Annotated in this window: 19 protein-coding genes; 10 read left to right on the top strand and 9 right to left on the bottom strand. The window is 52.5% G+C overall.

All coding sequences use genetic code 11. From position 1 onward, the window contains the following. Positions 1-53 precede the first annotated feature (53 nt). The 4 genes from G497_RS0109140 to G497_RS0109125 all read left to right on the top strand — a co-directional run bounded on the left by G497_RS0109140 (position 54) and on the right by G497_RS0109125 (position 3,019). Positions 54-1,451: a hypothetical protein gene (locus tag G497_RS0109140; RefSeq protein WP_027187923.1), complete on the top strand. Its 1,398-nt coding sequence runs from the start codon at positions 54-56 to the stop codon at positions 1,449-1,451. After that, complete coding sequence (locus tag G497_RS0109135; protein WP_051258001.1) at positions 1,448-2,029, top strand: bifunctional adenosylcobinamide kinase/adenosylcobinamide-phosphate guanylyltransferase; 582 nt, start codon at positions 1,448-1,450, stop codon at positions 2,027-2,029. The genes G497_RS0109140 and G497_RS0109135 overlap by 4 nt, the downstream gene beginning before the upstream one ends. A gap of 14 nt (positions 2,030-2,043) precedes the next feature. Then, positions 2,044-2,550, top strand: coding sequence for a hypothetical protein (locus G497_RS0109130; protein WP_027187921.1), 507 nt, complete (start codon positions 2,044-2,046; stop codon positions 2,548-2,550). A gap of 202 nt (positions 2,551-2,752) precedes the next feature. Next, on the top strand, positions 2,753-3,019 hold the full coding sequence (locus tag G497_RS0109125; protein ID WP_027187920.1) for an RNA recognition motif domain-containing protein: 267 nt from the start codon (positions 2,753-2,755) through the stop codon (positions 3,017-3,019). Between the two features lie 466 nt (positions 3,020-3,485). Here the strand turns inward: G497_RS0109125 and G497_RS0109120 are convergent, their stop codons facing one another. Continuing rightward, a complete protein-coding gene (locus G497_RS0109120) occupies positions 3,486-4,691 on the bottom strand; it encodes a bifunctional 2-C-methyl-D-erythritol 4-phosphate cytidylyltransferase/2-C-methyl-D-erythritol 2,4-cyclodiphosphate synthase (protein ID WP_027187919.1) in 1,206 nt (401 codons plus the stop codon). Between the two features lie 197 nt (positions 4,692-4,888). Continuing rightward, complete coding sequence (infA, locus tag G497_RS0109115) at positions 4,889-5,107, bottom strand: translation initiation factor IF-1 (protein WP_027187918.1); 219 nt, start codon at positions 5,105-5,107, stop codon at positions 4,889-4,891. Between infA and G497_RS20700 the strand changes: the two genes are divergently transcribed. From G497_RS20700 to pssA, 3 genes are all read left to right on the top strand, one after another. Then, the gene (locus G497_RS20700) at positions 5,106-5,237 is read left to right on the top strand and encodes a hypothetical protein (protein ID WP_281171056.1); all 132 of its coding nucleotides are present in this window, start codon (positions 5,106-5,108) and stop codon (positions 5,235-5,237) included. The genes infA and G497_RS20700 overlap by 2 nt on opposite strands. A 338-nt stretch (positions 5,238-5,575) precedes the next feature. Beyond that, complete coding sequence (locus G497_RS0109100; RefSeq protein ID WP_027187917.1) at positions 5,576-6,235, top strand: phosphatidylserine decarboxylase family protein; 660 nt, start codon at positions 5,576-5,578, stop codon at positions 6,233-6,235. A gap of 159 nt (positions 6,236-6,394) precedes the next feature. After that, positions 6,395-7,198 (top strand): CDP-diacylglycerol--serine O-phosphatidyltransferase, encoded by an 804-nt coding sequence (gene pssA / locus G497_RS17525; protein ID WP_051258000.1) that lies wholly within the window; start codon positions 6,395-6,397, stop codon positions 7,196-7,198. A gap of 228 nt (positions 7,199-7,426) precedes the next feature. Here pssA and G497_RS0109090 read toward each other — a convergent pair whose 3' ends face one another. The 3 genes from G497_RS0109090 to rplM form a co-directional block, all read right to left on the bottom strand. Then, entirely contained in the window at positions 7,427-7,666 is a 240-nt protein-coding gene (locus G497_RS0109090) for a YMGG-like glycine zipper-containing protein (RefSeq protein WP_027187916.1), read from the bottom strand. Between the two features lie 193 nt (positions 7,667-7,859). Beyond that, a complete protein-coding gene (gene rpsI / locus G497_RS0109085) occupies positions 7,860-8,252 on the bottom strand; it encodes a 30S ribosomal protein S9 (RefSeq protein ID WP_027187915.1) in 393 nt (130 codons plus the stop codon). 21 nt (positions 8,253-8,273) lie between these two features. Then, complete coding sequence (gene rplM / locus G497_RS0109080; RefSeq protein WP_027187914.1) at positions 8,274-8,705, bottom strand: 50S ribosomal protein L13; 432 nt, start codon at positions 8,703-8,705, stop codon at positions 8,274-8,276. Between the two features lie 294 nt (positions 8,706-8,999). On the opposite strand from rplM, the gene G497_RS0109075 reads away from it, so the two are divergent. Continuing rightward, a complete protein-coding gene (locus tag G497_RS0109075; RefSeq protein ID WP_027187913.1) occupies positions 9,000-9,530 on the top strand; it encodes an acyloxyacyl hydrolase in 531 nt (176 codons plus the stop codon). A gap of 561 nt (positions 9,531-10,091) precedes the next feature. Here the strand turns inward: G497_RS0109075 and G497_RS0109060 are convergent. From G497_RS0109060 to G497_RS17520, 4 genes are all read right to left on the bottom strand, one after another. Then, a complete protein-coding gene (locus G497_RS0109060; RefSeq protein ID WP_027187911.1) occupies positions 10,092-10,439 on the bottom strand; it encodes a hypothetical protein in 348 nt (115 codons plus the stop codon). A 2-nt stretch (positions 10,440-10,441) separates the two neighbouring features. Continuing rightward, positions 10,442-11,047 (bottom strand): DUF8043 domain-containing protein, encoded by a 606-nt coding sequence (locus G497_RS0109055; RefSeq protein WP_027187910.1) that lies wholly within the window; start codon positions 11,045-11,047, stop codon positions 10,442-10,444. 154 nt (positions 11,048-11,201) lie between these two features. Then, positions 11,202-12,875 (bottom strand): glycosyltransferase family 9 protein, encoded by a 1,674-nt coding sequence (locus G497_RS0109050; RefSeq protein ID WP_027187909.1) that lies wholly within the window; start codon positions 12,873-12,875, stop codon positions 11,202-11,204. 30 nt (positions 12,876-12,905) lie between these two features. Beyond that, the gene (locus tag G497_RS17520; RefSeq protein WP_051257999.1) at positions 12,906-13,529 is read right to left on the bottom strand and encodes a 3'-5' exonuclease; all 624 of its coding nucleotides are present in this window, start codon (positions 13,527-13,529) and stop codon (positions 12,906-12,908) included. Positions 13,530-13,807: 278 nt separating this feature from the next. On the opposite strand from G497_RS17520, the gene G497_RS19200 reads away from it, so the two are divergent. Continuing rightward, a complete protein-coding gene (locus tag G497_RS19200) occupies positions 13,808-14,644 on the top strand; it encodes a terminase small subunit (RefSeq protein ID WP_051257998.1) in 837 nt (278 codons plus the stop codon). A 406-nt stretch (positions 14,645-15,050) separates the two neighbouring features. Continuing rightward, a partial coding sequence (locus tag G497_RS17510) for a hypothetical protein (RefSeq protein ID WP_027188880.1) occupies positions 15,051-15,283 on the top strand: 233 nt, incomplete at its 3' end.

Genomic DNA, 15,283 nt, shown 5'->3' with positions numbered 1-15,283 from the left:
AGTAGCATACAAAAATACCGTGTGGCACTGTCACATTTTTTCGTGGAACAAGTATGAAACAACAAGCACAAAAATCGTCATTCTCCCCTACTGTTGCTGCACTTTTAGTGGCAATTTTGGTCATTGGGGGGGGAATATATGTCTCTGTAACCGGCCAGCCCGCCTGGCTTGCCGGAATTTTCAGTAGCTCCAAACCCTCACCTTCCTCCGCACTCAACCCAGCGGCCCAGCAGCCCACAGCCTCTTCCCAGGGCACAGGTACGGCCCCATTAGGGGCAACACCCCCTGGCACTGCAAATACTCTCCAGCAAAACAATTCTGCTGCACAGCCACTGGCAGGCCAAAGCACAACTGGCCAGCCTGAAAACACCCAAAACGCCACAAGCCACGCCGAAGGCGCTGGGCATGAGCTTGCAAACCAGCCCAATACCGAAGACCCCCAAACGGAAGGACTGCTGGAATACAGCCAGGCAAAGCCAGTTCGTGGCAAAGAGGTGCGGGGCATTGCCGTTCCGCTCAATGCCGCCCTGCCTGCTGAAGAAAGCAGCCCCAAAGGGCAAGACCGCATCATTACCCAAGCCTTTTTCCAGGCCGTTGCCCAGTATCTGGTAAACAATTACTGGCCCCAAGGCAGCCACCCCAACGCAATGTACTCCGGCATTTCCACCTTTTCGGTACGCAGTGCCAACAGCTACTTTGGAGTGCAGTTGCCCGGCCTTGGGGTGCAACGTGAAAACCCTTCCCAGGGCAGGGCACAACTGTTTGCTTACGCCTTCATGCCTTCCATGCTGCGTGAAATTTACACCAGCAACAGGGCTGCCTTTATGCAGGTACTGCGCAGCACCGCTGCCAATACAGAAAAAAACAGCCTCCGCCTGACAAAATCCCAGCAGGCAGAAATGTTTGGCATTTATGCCAGCAAGTTTCGGGGCATTGCCGGGGCTATTGCCGGTTATGCCCGCACCCCCAATATGCCCCAATTGCTTGCCCATGTGGAAAACACCTGGCAAACAGCCATGCAAGCCAACGCCAGCTACCGCGAAGGCAGCACCCAAGACCTGCCCACCCGCACCCTTTCTGCCCTTGCCAATACCTACCTTGAAGCCTCTGTCCGCGGGGAACAGGCAAGAGCTGATGTTGCCTCGGCCATGCGCATGCGCGGGGAAACACGGGGACTGGAAGCGGACGAACTGGTGGCCATTGCCAAATGGCTTGCCCGGCGGGGGGAACACAACATTCCTGCGGTGGAAGAAAGCGCTGCCATTATACTAAACGTGGCAACCCACCTGGAAGAAGCAGAACGCACCCTGGCTACAGCCGCACTTGAGCAAAGCACACATTCTGCACCCCCACAAGAATTCCCCCTGCAAAAGGAAGAAGCTGCCCTTTCCGATGAAGAGGCCCCCGCAGCTTCCCCTGCCCCCGCTGCCCCCCCTTCTGCCGCACAATGAGCGCCCCCCACGCACATGATGTGCCCCTGTACTTTGTTACAGGGGGCTGCCGTAGCGGGAAAAGTGCCTTTGCCCAGCGCCTGGCTGAACACCTGGGGAATCAACGCCTTTTCATAGCCACTGCCTACCCGGAAGATACTCACATGCACCAACGCATTGCGCTGCATCAAAACTCGCGCGGTGCTGCATGGCAAACCCATGAAATGGGAAGGGGTAACGCCACGGCATTGCCTGCAACTTTGTCCTTGGCAGGGAAAAATTTTGACGTTATACTGCTGGATTGTCTGACATTGTGGGCCTCGGCCTGCTTGGAAGAAGGCGCCACCCCCGCCCAGGCGGAACAACACACCTTAGCCCTGGTACGCGGGCTAGCAGCCCTGCCCTGCCCTGTGGTGGTGGTAAGTGGTGAAGTGGGCCTTGGGGTAACCCCGGCCAGTTCTGCGGGAAGAGATTTTAGAGATTTTGCCGGCATAGCCAACCAATGTGTTGCCCATGCCGCCAATACCGTTGTGTTCATGGTGAGCGGCATTCCTGCTATACTTAAAGGTTTTGTGCCTTCCAGTTTTACCCCTGTTTAACGGAGAATTATTATATGGCTATCCCTCGTCCGGGAGATTATATTACTGCCAAATGCCGCCGCTGCAATGACGTTACCGGCCATGTTGTTATGCTGGTACTTGAAGGAGAAATTGCAAAGGTTGAATGCAAAGCCTGCGGCAGTGTACATAAATATTGGGGCAGTGGTGAAGCCGCCGCACCCAAAAAGCAAAGCCCCAGCATGCGCGTTGTAAAAGCCGGGCAAACACGCGAAGCAGCCAAGGAACTGGGTGCCCCCAAAGCCACCAAAGGAACCAGAACCACTGCCGCTTCCCGCCAAAAAGCAGCCCTGCAAAAAAACGAAAGTGCCTGGCAGGAAGCCATGGTACGCCTGAGCGCCCTAAGCCCACAAGCCTATAGCATGAAAACCCCTTTCCAGAAGGACGATTTTGTTGACCACCCAACGTTTGGCAGAGGCGTGGTTATTGGCGTTATACGCCCAGATAAAATGGAAGTATTGTTCCAGGAAGGGGTAAAAGTGTTAAAAAGAGCGCATGAATAAGAATAATCCTGCCTCTTTTTTATTTCACTGATATTAACCACTTATTTTAAAGTACCGCTAAAATCATAAAAACATGCTCTTTTTTCTATTGACGCAGCGAAAAGTATAAGGCAAGGCTTTTATTCAGGAAGCGCGCAAGAACCACAGGCGGTTGTGGGAGTATAGCGCGAAGTGGCATTGTTTTTTTTGTGAGGTTTTTTGAATGACTAAGTCTCTTTATGTGGGCAACCTGCCCTGGTCGGCAACGGAAGATGAAGTACGCAGCTTATTCGCTAACCACGGCAATGTGTGCTCCGTAAAACTCGTGAGCGACCGCGAAACCGGCCGTGCACGGGGCTTTGGCTTTGTGGAAATGGACGATGCTGATGCACCTGTTGCCGTAGAGGCGCTTAATGGTTGCAACTTCGGTGGTCGCACCCTGCGCGTTAACGAAGCGCAGCCCAGAGCACCGCGTCAACCGCGCTACTAAAACACCACGTTAAACGCCCTGCAAGGGCGTTTTTTTTTTGCCTTCTCATTATCCACTACTGCTTTTATGCCCACAGCCTGCACAACGTGCAGGCTGTTTTTTGTATAGTCCCAATGTAAAACTATAACCCACTTGGTACAGTTTGACTTTTATTAGGGGACCCTGTCCCCCACACCCCCTGCAAGGGACGTGACGTCCCTTGACCCCCATTTGCGTTCAGCTTTTCACACAGCGAAAAACTGAACGCTGATGCGGGTTCCAAGGATATCATGTCCCTAGAACTGACGGCAGTCGCGAGCGGAGCGAGCCGTGGAGCAAGAGCGAGCCGTGGAGCGAGAGCGACGGGTACGGGCAGCTATGCTGCCCGTACATCTCTACGAAGCCCGAGTGGAGAAAGTGATGAGTTTGGGGAGGCAGAACCTCACCAAGTAAAGTGCAACAATTATAATTGTACAATGGTCTCCATTTATAAAGCAGGCCGTGCCGCGGTTACCACAGCAATGGCCTTCAGTCCTTTTTTATCGCCTGTGAAGCCGAGTTTTTCTTCAGTGGTTGCCTTAACGTTTACAAACGTCGCAGGCAGTTCCAGCAGTTTTGCCACGTTGCGGGCTATGGCTTCACGGTGGGGGGCAATTTTGGGTGTTTGCGCCACTATGGTCATATCTACATGGTACAGCACCAGCCCTGCCCTGCGGGTGCGTTCCAGCACTTCTGCCAGCAGCAAGCCGCTGGAAATACCAGCATAGGCCGGATCATTGTCGGGAAACAAAGTGCCAATATCACCCCCGCCAATACAGCCCAGCAGGGCATCAATAAGGGCATGCAGTAAGGTGTCGCCATCTGAATGTGCTGCAATGGTAATGTTGGTAGCAATGGGCACCCCCCCAAGAATGAACGGACGCTCCCCTCCATACCGGTGTACATCATAGCCAAACCCCGTGCATGGCACCAGGGTTTGCCTGGGGGTTACGGGCTGCAACAAGTCACTGTCTTGGGCTGTGGTAATTTTCTGGTTCATGGCTTCTCCTGGGACAATCCAAACAGCTTCACCCATGCGCTCCACAAGGGAGGCATCGTCAGTAACCTGCCAGTTTTCCTGTTCTGCCAGGGCATGGGCACGGGCCAAAAGCGGCATGTGGAACCCTTGCGGCGTTTGCACAGCACGCAGTGTTTCGCGCTGTGGCGTATGCTGCACAGACCCTGTAGCATTCACCACCTTAATGGTGTCTGCCAGGGGAACCCCTGGCACAACAGCCTCTTGCCCCTGCTCCAGGGCCGCAATAATACGGCTGCACAGGCTGGCAGTGAAAAAAGGACGCGCAGCATCATGCACAAGCACTGATTCACACCCTGCGCCAATGTGCTGCAACCCAAGGCGAACAGAATCCTGCCGCCGTGCACCCCCAAGAGTTGCCACCACAGGCACCCCTACCGGGGCAAGCTGCATGCATTCTTCAAGCAAGGCATACGCGGTAGGCAGGGCATTGGCATTGTTGCCAGGGGGCAACACCACCACGCACCCGCGTATGTGCGGTACCCGTGCCAGGGTTTGTACTGAACGCCAAAAAAGCGGTACACCTTCATAGGGGATAAACTGTTTGGCAACATCAAATCCAGCCGCTGCAAAGCGGCTGCCACTGCCTGCGGCAAGAACAATGCCCCATACATTCATAGGTATTCCTTACATATGTGCTGAAAAGAAGGGATAATAAGCAGAAAATACGAGGGGGCACCACTGCGGCATACCGCACTGAGCCATTACTACGCCTGCCGGAATACGCATTACAGGAAAGCAGCCCAAGAATGCACCCGGCACAAATGAAAAAAGCCACTGGCACGTGGCTTTCAGCAAAACAAAAATTCGCTTTTCTATTTCATACGATAGGTAATACGCCCACGTGTCAGGTCATAGGGGGAAAGCTCTACCTTCACTCTATCGCCCGGCAGAATGCGAATATAAAATTTACGCATTTTCCCGGAAATATGTGCCAGCATGGTATGCCCGTTTTCAAGTTCTACCTTAAACATGGCGTTTGGCAGGGCTTCCTGCACAACACCGTCAATCTCAAGCGCTTCTTCTTTAGCCATGGAACCTCCGGAATGCGGTAACGCGGCGGCTGCCGCATGGTTGTTACTTACTCATTTTGGAGTGAATGTCAAGCTTTCCCTTGCTATTTGCCACTTTTCCGTTATTGAAGCCAACGAGGAAACCGTGTAATACCCCTTCAAGCATCCCTCTTGCTTGAGCCGGTATTGCGGATTCGGCGCAAGCAAGCGCTCAAAACTGAAGGTTGCGCAGGAGTAATGCGGCTGAACCACCATGAGCGGCTCTCCGCGTAAAAACTGTCATATTTGAACACGAAGCGCCTACCCGTCCCCCCCGCTGTGCGGTTTTTCGTGCAGTATGCCCTGCCCGCGAAACCTGCCTGAAAAAAGGGTTTTTTTTCCTACCATAAAAGGGTATTATAGACAGTATGAGGTTGCCGGGTGCCATCAGCCCTTTTGTTCGGGCCGGGTTCACCCCTTTTCAAGACAACATAACAAACAGGTGCAATTATGTATAAGCCCACGTGTGGCATTACCCCCGAAGGCATTCCCAGCATTGGTCTTTCTTCTTTGGCGGCTCTGGTTTTTGCAGCCCTTGGGTGGTGGTTTCCGGCCTTGCTGGCCTTTGGCCTGGCGTTTTTTTCCTGCCACTTTTTCCGCGACCCGGAACGGGTAACCCCACAGGAACCCCACTGCGCAATTAGCCCTGCAGACGGCAAGGTGATTACCATAACCACAAAGGCAGACCCATTCACCGGGGAAACACGTACCTATATTGCTATTTTCATGAATGTTTTTAGTGTGCATGTGAACAGAAGCCCTGTGCGCTGCACGGTTACAAACATTGCCTACCACCCTGGCCTGTACCTGAATGCAGCCTTTGACAAAAGCGCTACGGAAAATGAACGCTGTGCGTACCAGTTGCGCGATGAAGAAGGAAAACTGTGGAGCATGGTACAAATTGCCGGGCTTATTGCCCGCCGCATTGTGTGCCGCACTGCCATTGGCCAAGAGCTGGAGCGGGGGGCACGCTATGGCATGATCAAGTTTGGTTCACGTGTGGATATGTACCTGCCCGAAGGCTATACCCCCAGCGTGACCATTGGCCAGAATATTTTTGCCGGGCAAACCATTATTGCCCGCAAAGACCAGAACGGCACGGACGAGTAATTTTTCCGGAACTCTGAATACAGAACAATAGACTGAAGTACAAAGCTTTCTTCCTGTTCCCAACGACTTCGCTGTTGTACAACCTGCACACATTATGGAATGTTCACTTGTATAAGTAAACACGCCCCATGCAGGCAAAACGTTACCCTGGAGCCAACAATGGAACGTCCGCTTCCTCACCACAAAGGTGTGTATATTTTACCCAACCTGTTCACCACAGCCAGCCTGTTCGCCGGCTTTTGGGGGGTGCTTATGGCCGCCCAGGGCAACTTTGAAGGGTGTGCCTTAGCCATACTCTTTAGTGCCCTTATGGACGGACTGGACGGCAAGGTAGCCCGGCTAACCAATACAGCCAGCGAGTTTGGCGTTCAGTACGATTCACTGGCCGACCTTGTGGCCTTTGGCCTTACCCCGGCATTTATGCTGTACCAGTACCAATTGCACACCTTTCACAAGGCCGGGGTAGCCGTTGCCTTTTTATTTACCGTGTGCGCGGCCCTGCGCCTTGCCCGCTTCAACGTAACCACCGCTGTGTTAAGCAAGCGCTTTTTTGTAGGCCTGCCCACCCCTGCGGCAGGCTGCTGCCTGGCCCTTACTGTGCTGTTTGTGCCCAACATCCCCCAGGGTATTATGGGGGCGTTTCCGGTATTTTGCCTGCTGTTTACCTGCCTGCTGGCTGTACTTATGGTCAGCAACATTCGCTACGCATCGTTCAAGGAACTGGGGTTCATCAAGGCAAAGCCGTTTAAAACCATGGTGGGCGTTATTATTCTGTTTGCCCTTGTGGTTTCAGACCCCATTTTTTATGGTTACCTCACCATGCTGGGGTACATTACGTCTGGCCTTGTGTACACGTACATTATTTTCCCGCGTATGGCTAAAATGGAAAACCGCCTGAACACTACAGGCCAGTCTGAAAAGAAACCCCACCCCACCTCTGAAGATACCTACACACAGCAATAGCGCACCAAGCCGCGCTGGCGGGCCAATAAAGAAACACGACAAAACCCCCATGTCCTTCGCAGGTCATGGGGGTTTTGTCGTACAGTTTTCCAGGCATAGCCCTTAGGCAACAAGGCGCACAGCCCGGACAATAGTTCTGGCTGGCAAACATAACGCCATGGGGGTATTACGCACCGAAGCAAGCGGGGCATTCACCTTAAGAAAGGAGATTCTCAAAGTGAAATTGCTCTAGAAGCTGGAAGGATCGACCCAGCCTGCACCGTAGGCAGCGCCAAGGGCAGCACCAGCGCCACCACCAATAAGAGCGCCAGTGGTACCACTACCGCTGGCCGCAGCGGCAAGGCCTGCTCCGGCAAGAGCGCCCACGGCAGCACCACTTAAAAAGCCTTGCTGAGTGCGGTTCATGTTCGTGCAGCCGCACGCAAATGCCATTACCAAGCAAACCAGGGTCACTGTTTTTATATTCATTGTATTTATCCTCCCGCCTTCGGCGTACATACCTACCTATCGGCGACAGGAGCAAAAGCTTTAGGGAAACGTTGATTTATTCCGCTTAGCTTCGTGGCCATTTTCCGCTGCAAAACAAAAACATTCTCACCCTAAAACCACTAAACGAAAAAAGGGGTGACACATGCCACCCCTTTTTTGCCAAAAGACGGAATTAACGCTTGGAGTATTGGAAGCGTGCACGAGCGGCGCGCAGACCATACTTTTTACGTTCTTTCTGCCGAGCATCACGGGTAAGGAAGCCGGCCTTTTTCAATTGGCCGCGCAGGCCAACATCTACCTGAAGCAGTGCACGGGAAATACCGTGGCGCACAGCTTCAGCTTGACCAGACACACCGCCACCCTGAACATTCACCTTAATGTCGAACTTGTCCAACAGGCGTGTAAGCACCAGCGGCTGGCGAATGATCATTTGCAACGACTTGCGTGGGAAATAGGACTCGAACGAGCGACCGTTTACAAGAATCTGACCGCTGCCAGCGTACAACCGAGTACGCGCAGTGGCGTTCTTGCGGCGGCCGGTACCATAATTAAAATCTGTGGACATACAACTCTCCATTCTTTGCCGTTACAAAACGGACAAAGGTTGTGGGGTCTGCGCCTCGTGCGGATGTTCCGCACCGGGGTAAATACGCAGCTTTGTCAGCATGGCGCGACCAAGACGATTCTTGGGCAACATGCCTTTTACAGCATGCATAAGTGCCAAGTGCGGCTTGGTATCCATAAGGGTTTGCAGGGTAACCTCTTTAAGGCCCCCAGGGTGCCCGCTATGGCGGTAGTACTTCTTGTCGGCCAGCTTTGTTCCGGTCACGCGGATTTTTGTACAATTCACCACAACGATGAAATCGCCATTGTCCATGTGCGGAGCGAACTCCGGCTTATGCTTCCCGCGAAGGCGGTGGGCTATTTGGGCTGCAAGGCGGCCCAACACTTTGTCCGTAGCGTCAACCACAAACCATTCACGGTTGATATCTTTGGGTGTTGGCGAGAACGTTTTCATAGAATGACAGCTCCTTATCACGGCTCGAAAGAGGAAATATCTAAGCTGTTCCCTTGCTCATGTCAAGCATGTTTTTGTTTTTCTGTTAAATATTTTTCCTAGAGAATTTCATGATAAACTCTGGACATAGTCTAAAAAAAAACGTAATGTTCAGCCGTATGAAAAAAAAGCACGCAAAAAGGCCGCACGCACAAATGCCTGTGGCCTTTCGCATCACTGCTTTGTAACGGATAAGAATAGCCTTATATAAGGAAACACTGCATACGAGCTTCCTTACAACAACGAGAGGGAATTATGAAAAAAAACATCCTGCTCACGACCTTCCTCCTGCTGGTGTGCATGTCTGGCACAGCACACGCCGCAGGCACTGCTGTTGGCGGTAGTGCCGCATTTGGTGACCACAGCTCTTCGGCCTTCACCGTGTTTGCCGAACAGGTGTACAACCCGTGGGTGAGTGGCGAACTGGGTGAAATAGCCCCCACAGCAGAAATTGGTGCCTCCTGGTGGAGCATTCGCAGCAGCAAAGACGTATACGGCGCATTCCTTGCGCCTGGTGTCCGCCTGAGCCTGTTCACCAGCCAAAGCGCCTTCCGCCCTTACCTTGGCGGTTCTCTTGGCGGCGCAGTAATCACGGAAAGAAACTTTGACCAGTGGAAAATGGGCAGCAACGCTGTATTCAGAACCAAAGGCATGGCTGGCGTGCAGTTTGGTGAAAGTATGCAGCACCGCGTTCAAGGGGAATACACAACCCATTCCACCTGGGGCATTACCACCAACGACGACGCCTTTGACACGTATGGCGTTTCGTATGGCCTCAATTTTTAGGGAAACGCAGGTTGATTCCATTTAACTGCATTACTTCCCTTTCTTCCCTCAAGCTTCGTGAAGAAGTAGGGTAACAAAGCCTTCCGTACAGAGCATGCAACACGTGAAACAGTCGCGCAATACGCTCATTTCATTTGTCAATTGCTCCATGAATGGCTGAGCATCTGCCCCAGCTTCCTCCCTGCTTCATTTTACTTGCGCGCACACCCCGGTATGGAACCATACCGGGGTGTGCGTTTATTGTAACAACTGTTGCTACAAACATTGCCCTTTTCTCATTAAGCAAGCACCATTGCCCCGTGCTGGCACATGCGCCCTACCCCACATGCCATGGCCTGAATGCTACCCACTTTGCCTTACTGCTTAGCGTTGGCTAACCACTGGCTGCCTCTTGCTGCACTTCACATCGCACCTTCTACAAACATCATGTAATGTGGCAAATGCTTCCAACGCAAAACAGCCAGGGGAAAACCCCTGGCTGTTTCATGCGCCTGCACTGCGAAAAAATTCCGCTTATGATTGCTGCGTCACGTTAACTTCTTTTTCATCAAAAAAAGCATGTTACGCTTGGGCAAAGTGATAGAACTGCTTTGCCATTTTGTGGGAATCATACCGGGAACCAGCCGCAAATTTATTATAGGCTTTACTTTTTTGCAAACCTTCGCGCATACGCCCGTGCCATGCTTGCAGATGAACAGCAATTGCAGCAGTCCTATCCAGTATGGAACCAAGATGGCGTTCCAAATCTGCCGGGTCGCTGGCTGCACGGTTTGCCCATACTTCACCCAACACCTGCTGGCGAATTTCAGCAAAAAATGCCACCTGTTCTTCTTCTTCCTGCTCTATTGCCTTTTCTTCAAGGTCTAGCAGCAGGTAAGCTTCATCAAGCAAACGCGAGCATGCATCCATGGTTATGCCACCTGTTCAGCAGCCACGTCGCCTGCCAGGGAAAGAATAACTTCGCGCCAGCCTTCACAGGCAGGAATAAATTCATATTCCAGCAAGTCAGCCACAAGCACCCAGTCTTCATTCCCCATAACTTCAGCAATTTCGCCCAAAAGGTCGCCAATGCTGTCGCCAAGGCGGTCCAACTGCGGGGAGGCTTGTGATGCAAAACGGAAGCGAAGCACCTGCACGGTGGCAAGAAAATCGCGGTTCATGTTTATCAGGTCTTGCAGCATTTCCAGGCCTTCTGCCAGCTCTGCACGGCGCAGCAGTTCAGCAATTTTGCGGCTGCCAGCGCTCATCAGGTCAATAACCTTAGGCAGCTCTACCACCACGTTGGAAGCCATTTCTTCCACAGAGACGGTGCACAGCTCAAGGCGGTGAATGTCGGCAGCTTCAATATCTTCCGCCTGGTGGGGGTACAGCTCGGAAAAAGCCTCATTATTTACGAAAACATCCGTAATAATGCGGGTATCCAGTGCCTCAGCTTCAATAACCTTAGTAAGAACTTCTTCCAGGCTTGCCATGTTGGCTGTAGAAACAGAACTCTCACGTCCATCGATAATAATCATTGCTGGTCTCCTTTTTCCTCAGTGTAACGAGGTAATTTATGCACATGATGCTTTCAATATGCAAAATTGAGGCCAAACATTACCGCATAAACGTATACGCCAGATATGGCAGAAAAGTTGTACCAGCCATCTATAACAAGATCCGCCCTGAACCTTATACAGCAATAAAAGCAGCAAGATTTACAAATAAAGACTGAAACTGCCCCATAACTTCCAGCACATCGGGCATGCTTTGCCCTTCTGCCTGGGTTTCTTCCTGCCACACAAAGGCAAGGGCGGCAAAATACGGGCTTGCCCGCAGCAAGGAAAAAACAGATTCCCACCCAGCCAGAAACTTTTTCTGTACATGCTCAAGCCGCCGCACAAGCAATAGCCTGCCCTGCTGTTGCATCAGTTCAAGCGTACCGCAAAGGCGGGCCAGTTCACCCTGCAATTTTTGCCGCATGTCTGGGGAACAACAAAACCGCAGGTGGCTGGTTTGCAAAACAAATGGAACGGTGCGCTGCCTGTCAAGAAACTGGCGCAGCAATTCCCGCAGCAAAAATAGCCAGACACTCCTGTCTTCCTGCTGGTGTCCGGAAAGGGAAGCAAGGGAAATTTCGCCCGTGGTGTCAAACTCGCTCAACCACACCCGTGTACCGGCAAGCACTGCTTCAGGGCACGCCCCAGGGGCCAGTGGCTGTTCTTTGAACAGTGCGTGGGCATACCGGGCAACCAGGGCAGGGGAAATGCTGTACCTGCATTCATTGTTCCTGGGGCAGGCAGAGCCAAAGGCACAGGGGTGGCATGGCAAGCCCGGCTCAAGGCACACACTACCCACGCTGTATGGGCCAGTGTCAAAAGGCTGTGCCGTGGCAAGAAAAATACTTACAAGGGGCACCCCAAGCCCCGCGGCAAGGTGCATGGTGCCTGTGTCGTTGGTAATAAGTACATTGAGCCCCTGCACAAGGCTGGCAAGTTCAAGCAACGATGTTTTGCCGCAGCGGGAAACCACAGGGTGTGTGGCCTGGGCAATATACCGCTCTGCCAGTTCCAGCTCCGAAGCACTGCCAAGTAGTACAGGGCAAAGTTTATGCGTATCCCATAATGCCTGGCCAGCTTCTACAAAATACGCAACAGGCCAGCGGCGTTTATTGTCGCTTGCCCCCAGTTGCATGCCAACAAAGCCCTTGGCTTCCTGTGGGGCTTCCTGGCGCATGCCGTCAAGTGCAGCAGCGTGCATAGCACCTTGGGGGGCACGCAAGCGGGCATTGCCACACAACCCAGTCGTGCCTTCCGGCAGGGGAAAAGATATAGGAACTTGCGCTGTACACGCTGGGGCAGCAACACGACGAAAAACATCCACTACATTAAAAGGACTCACCCCCCGCACCTGGGAAGCTCCTTGTAAAAAAGAAACCCACAATGAACTGTTGACGCTGAAGCCTTGGGCATCAAGGCCAAACCCGGTAATAGGAGCATCCCCTGCCAGGAACAGGCTAAGAATTCTGGCAGAAAGTGTGGGGGTAAGGTTGCACACATAATCCGGGGGGAAATCTTGCAGCACAGCGTTGCGCCACTGGGCCAAACCACCAAGGGCGTGCATCCAGCCAGGGCACAGGGCACCTGTTGCAGGGCTGGAACTGGCCGGGGCATGCAGCGCAGCCAGCAACCCGGAAGAAGGCAAAGGGAAGACCACGTCCACGCCCTCAAGCAGCTGCACAGCCGGGGCAAAATTTTCAAGACACACAACACCAACACGCCCACCATTGGCTGCCAGCTCTCTTACGGCTGCCTGACTTTGCAGCAAGTCTCCAAACCGTGTAAGGCTAATGAGCAATGTATTCATGGCACCTCTATACAATTAAAGAAGCACAGGCTATTCGCTTACACAATGGGCAGAAAGCCCAATAAAAACGGCGCGGCTTATCCAGGCATCTGTTGCAGCATAGCGAATTTGCCGGGAGGAAAGATCTTTTTTCGCCCAATTGGAGCAACGTTCTCCTTTTGAAATACGAAGCCCAAGCACACGGGCCGCAAGCCCGCGCAACCCCTGTTCCTGGATACCCTTTTTTTTGGCCAGGGTGGAAAGGTCGTACACAGCGTGCGGGGTAAAGGGAAATACTTTTTTCAATGCCAACAGGTCGTCATGCACGGCAACCCCAACCTTGACAATATCCGGAGCTTCCAAAAGCTTCCAAACCGCAGGGCTTAATGGCTGCACACCCATATGGAAAAGAAACACACCCTGCTCCCCTGCCAGTTGCAAAAGCGAAGGCAGGTACGTCTTGCCTTTGGAAAAACTTGGTTTAGTTTCAGTGTCAAACCCAAGAACAGTTTCCCCGGCAAGGGCTTTTGCTGCAAGTTCCATTTCTTCTTCGGTGCGCACAAGCGTTACAGCGCCTTCATAGGCATACAGCGGAAGTTCGTTAATAGCTTCCTTACTTAAACGCGCAGAATGCGCCGCATGGCGTGGGTGGGTATTATAAGTATTGGTGTGCATCCACCCTGTTATAGGCAAACATGGCACAAGAGTAAAGTAAATACCAAGATGTGTACCAGAACAATCAGACAATGCTTGCAAATTACTGCCCGCTTCCCCCTTGTTCCATAGCTTCCCCGTGGGGTTCTGCCATGCTCCTCACCCCATTACCAGCCCGTGTAAGCGCACCGGGGCAAAAACAATGTGCTACATGCTGTACACGCTGGAGGTTTCTGCGCCTTTGCCACCAGCAAACCACATCATTCTTACCATGGCACTATGTGCCATAAAGGAGGCCCATGAGTGAAAAACAAAGCAAAACCAGTAACAAACCACCACAACCGGCAACCCGCCGCACCAATGTGCCTGAAGGCGGGGCATCACCACCAAGTCCACAGCCCAGGGCAACGTTAAAACAACAGGCCTTTGCAAAGCATTACCTTGCCTGCCACAACCCCACCCAGGCAGCCCTGCTGGCCGGGTATGCTGCACAGCGCGCACCGCACACAGGCACAAAACTGCTCACCCTGGCAGGGGTACAGGCATTGCTACACCGGGCTAAGGCAGAAGTATGTGCAGCAGAAACACACAAGGAGAACCTTACCAAAGAAACACCCCTTTCCCCCTGCAATTCCGAGAGCATACAACAAGCAAACGCAGTGAAACCAGCCAAAATAGCTTCACAAAAAAAACCGGCTAAAACACAACAGGGCACAGGCCAAAAGCGCCTCCCCCGGCCCCACCCTGGCACCGCGCAAGACCCGCAAGAAATAACGGGAAATCGGGTGCTGCGTGAACTTGCCGCCATTGGCTTTGCCAGCATGGCAGATTTTTGCCATTGGAGTACTGAAGGCATTGAACTGTTGCATTCCGGCAAGCTCACCAAAGAACAAACCGCAGCCATAGCAGAGATTAGCGAATCCAGCACGGGAAAAGGGGCCGTACGCATAAAAACCCATGCCAAATTGAAGGCCCTGGAAATGCTGGGCAGGCACCTGGGTATTTTTGGGGCGGACCCCATACAGCAAGACAAAGAAGACCCTTGCGGGTTTTCCTTACCAGAAGACCTGGCCCGGCAACTGGAAACCATTCTGCCCACCCACATACCCCATCAAGAGGAGAATGACGACAGCTAGGGAAACACTGATTATTCCGTTTGAACGTTGAAATCTCTCAAACCATGCTGGCACCATGCACCGCGTATTGCCGTGTATGGTGCCAGCGTGCATTTTTTAAATACCCCTTCATGAAGGGAAAACATCTTAAAAAATGCAGACGAACCAGCCTCGCAGAAACATACACCTGCCTTGCTTCGCCCTTGCTGGGCAAACTCCCCCTCGTGTAGCGCAGGAAAAGCACTTGACACAGCACCACGTTGCTCCTAAATGGGGCATGGGGAAACTATCTTTTTTGCTCACCGTCCCACACTGGCCAACAGGGCGCATCAAATAAAATGTTGGCCTCCCACCCACAAGTTGGTGCAATATACCAACAGTGTTACTAACGCAGCAATAACTGCTCTTCGTGGCGAAGGAGACCAACATGAATAAGGTAGCAAAAATCATCGGTAAGGCGCAAGAGGGAACTTCATGTGTTGTGGGCATTGATGCACATAAAAACACCAATGCTGTTACAGTGTTGCGTTCTGACGGGCTGAGCAAAAGCTTTGTCTGCCCAGCCGATGCCAAAGCTACTTTTACGGCCATTCTGCGTTTCGCAGAAACTATCGACCTTTTGGTTTATGAAGCAGGCCCCACGGGTTTTACCTTAGCCTG

Source organism: Desulfovibrio cuneatus DSM 11391 (genome assembly GCF_000430005.1).
In the GTDB taxonomy this organism is placed as follows: domain Bacteria; phylum Desulfobacterota; class Desulfovibrionia; order Desulfovibrionales; family Desulfovibrionaceae; genus Frigididesulfovibrio; species Frigididesulfovibrio cuneatus.
Note: the sequence above shows the minus strand (reverse complement) of the source record. Positions and strands in the feature narration are given on the sequence as shown.

Excerpts from the sequence above, each read along its gene's own strand:
- G497_RS0109130 (WP_027187921.1), top strand. The coding sequence starts at position 2,044 with ATGGCTATCCCTCGTCCGGGAGATTATATTACTGCCAAATGCCGCCGC.
- G497_RS17520 (WP_051257999.1), bottom strand. The coding sequence starts at position 13,529 with ATGCACACCAATACTTATAATACCCACCCACGCCATGCGGCGCATTCT.
- G497_RS0109100 (WP_027187917.1), top strand. The coding sequence starts at position 5,576 with ATGTATAAGCCCACGTGTGGCATTACCCCCGAAGGCATTCCCAGCATT.
- G497_RS20700 (WP_281171056.1), top strand. The coding sequence starts at position 5,106 with ATGGAACCTCCGGAATGCGGTAACGCGGCGGCTGCCGCATGGTTGTTA.
- G497_RS0109125 (WP_027187920.1), top strand. The coding sequence starts at position 2,753 with ATGACTAAGTCTCTTTATGTGGGCAACCTGCCCTGGTCGGCAACGGAA.
- G497_RS0109055 (WP_027187910.1), bottom strand. The coding sequence starts at position 11,047 with ATGATTATTATCGATGGACGTGAGAGTTCTGTTTCTACAGCCAACATG.
- G497_RS0109090 (WP_027187916.1), bottom strand. The coding sequence starts at position 7,666 with ATGAATATAAAAACAGTGACCCTGGTTTGCTTGGTAATGGCATTTGCG.
- rpsI (WP_027187915.1), bottom strand. The coding sequence starts at position 8,252 with ATGTCCACAGATTTTAATTATGGTACCGGCCGCCGCAAGAACGCCACT.
- G497_RS0109060 (WP_027187911.1), bottom strand. The coding sequence starts at position 10,439 with ATGGATGCATGCTCGCGTTTGCTTGATGAAGCTTACCTGCTGCTAGAC.
- G497_RS0109135 (WP_051258001.1), top strand. The coding sequence starts at position 1,448 with ATGAGCGCCCCCCACGCACATGATGTGCCCCTGTACTTTGTTACAGGG.
- infA (WP_027187918.1), bottom strand. The coding sequence starts at position 5,107 with ATGGCTAAAGAAGAAGCGCTTGAGATTGACGGTGTTGTGCAGGAAGCC.
- G497_RS0109075 (WP_027187913.1), top strand. The coding sequence starts at position 9,000 with ATGAAAAAAAACATCCTGCTCACGACCTTCCTCCTGCTGGTGTGCATG.
- G497_RS0109140 (WP_027187923.1), top strand. The coding sequence starts at position 54 with ATGAAACAACAAGCACAAAAATCGTCATTCTCCCCTACTGTTGCTGCA.
- pssA (WP_051258000.1), top strand. The coding sequence starts at position 6,395 with ATGGAACGTCCGCTTCCTCACCACAAAGGTGTGTATATTTTACCCAAC.
- rplM (WP_027187914.1), bottom strand. The coding sequence starts at position 8,705 with ATGAAAACGTTCTCGCCAACACCCAAAGATATCAACCGTGAATGGTTT.
- G497_RS19200 (WP_051257998.1), top strand. The coding sequence starts at position 13,808 with ATGAGTGAAAAACAAAGCAAAACCAGTAACAAACCACCACAACCGGCA.
- G497_RS0109050 (WP_027187909.1), bottom strand. The coding sequence starts at position 12,875 with ATGAATACATTGCTCATTAGCCTTACACGGTTTGGAGACTTGCTGCAA.
- G497_RS0109120 (WP_027187919.1), bottom strand. The coding sequence starts at position 4,691 with ATGAATGTATGGGGCATTGTTCTTGCCGCAGGCAGTGGCAGCCGCTTT.